We start from the raw sequence: 1,095 nt of genomic DNA, 5'->3' as shown, positions 1-1,095 counted from the left end.
GATCTGCTGTGGCACGGCGGGCTGGGCCCACAACCGGCTATTGTTTTTGTTCGCGGCCTGGATTCCGTTCGGATCCGGGACAAGAAAAGAAAGGTGTCTGCGAGTGCCACTGGACCGTCATCCTGAACCGGGGTTCAGGTGGGCGAGGGCAGTCAGGTTTCGGGTTCGTCTGACGCGAGACGATCACACCTGCCGGACAATTTACCAAGCCCGTGCTCGAAGAGCATTGGTTCAAGGAAATATAAAGCCCAATGCGCATCGCAGACATGTTCATTGTAGGCCTTTGCGGCCCTCGCGCGCGAAGTAGGGAGTGATTTACCGCAGGGGTGCGCGGGCTTAAAGCAGGCGGCCGTCAACGCCCAGGGCCGTGTCAAGCCGCTGTAGCAAGGCTGTGAGTTGCGGATGCGTTGTTTCGCCAGCACTGGCGGTTGTTTCCGCTGTTGCCGCGGCGGGTGTGGGCGTAGCGTTTGGCGTGCGCTCGGGGAGCTCAAAGGCGAGATTGAGCGCCGCCAGAACGGCAATGCGGTCACGTGCCTTGATTTTCCCGGCATCGCGAATCCTGCACATGGCCATGTCAACACGGTTCACGGCGTCCAGCATTCGGGCGTCGCCATTTTCGGGGCAGCCCAGCAAATAGCTTTGGCCCATGATCTGCACTTCGAGCTGTTTCATGACTCGGTTCCCACAGTGTTTTTGACGGCGTGCCCGTTGGTTTCGGGCAGGCGCTCCAGCAGTGCATCCACACGGGCGCGTGCCGCGCCCAGCCGCGATTTGAGGGAGTCGCGTTCGTGCGTCAGAACGCCGACCTGCTCCACCAGGAGCTCGTTGGTACGCTGCAGCTCCTCATAGCGCAGCAGGAGCCGCTCAACGCGTTCGACGATCTGGTCGATTTGGGTTTGGTTCGACATGGCAGCTCCGATTGTAGGGTTTGCGGCCGGACATGGGGAAGGCCCGCGTAGAATCTGCCCTGTTGGTGCCCGCAGTGTGGTTCGCACGCTGCAGTTCAACGGGAAGCAGGAGGGGGTCAAAGCCATGCATCAGGTCAACCTGATTCGCTGGCGCCGAGACCTTTAACCTGCGCTGCCCCCGCAACGG

The 1,095-nt window shown here is 61.1% G+C and carries 2 protein-coding genes and 1 other RNA gene; all 3 read right to left on the bottom strand.

From position 1 onward, the window contains the following. Positions 1-90: 90 nt before the first annotated feature. Positions 91-270, bottom strand: a non-coding RNA gene (ssrS, locus tag AC1D1P_RS24040) — 6S RNA. Positions 271-336: 66 nt separating this feature from the next. Then, a complete protein-coding gene (locus AC1D1P_RS24035) occupies positions 337-672 on the bottom strand; it encodes a cell division protein ZapA (RefSeq protein ID WP_477674747.1) in 336 nt (111 codons plus the stop codon). Beyond that, the gene (locus tag AC1D1P_RS24030) at positions 669-908 is read right to left on the bottom strand and encodes a DUF904 domain-containing protein (protein ID WP_477646586.1); all 240 of its coding nucleotides are present in this window, start codon (positions 906-908) and stop codon (positions 669-671) included. The genes AC1D1P_RS24035 and AC1D1P_RS24030 overlap by 4 nt, the downstream gene beginning before the upstream one ends. Positions 909-1,095: the final 187 nt, after the last annotated feature.

Source organism: Polaromonas sp. P1_E1_2 (assembly GCF_056406035.1).
This window is presented reverse-complemented; position numbering and strand designations above follow the sequence as displayed.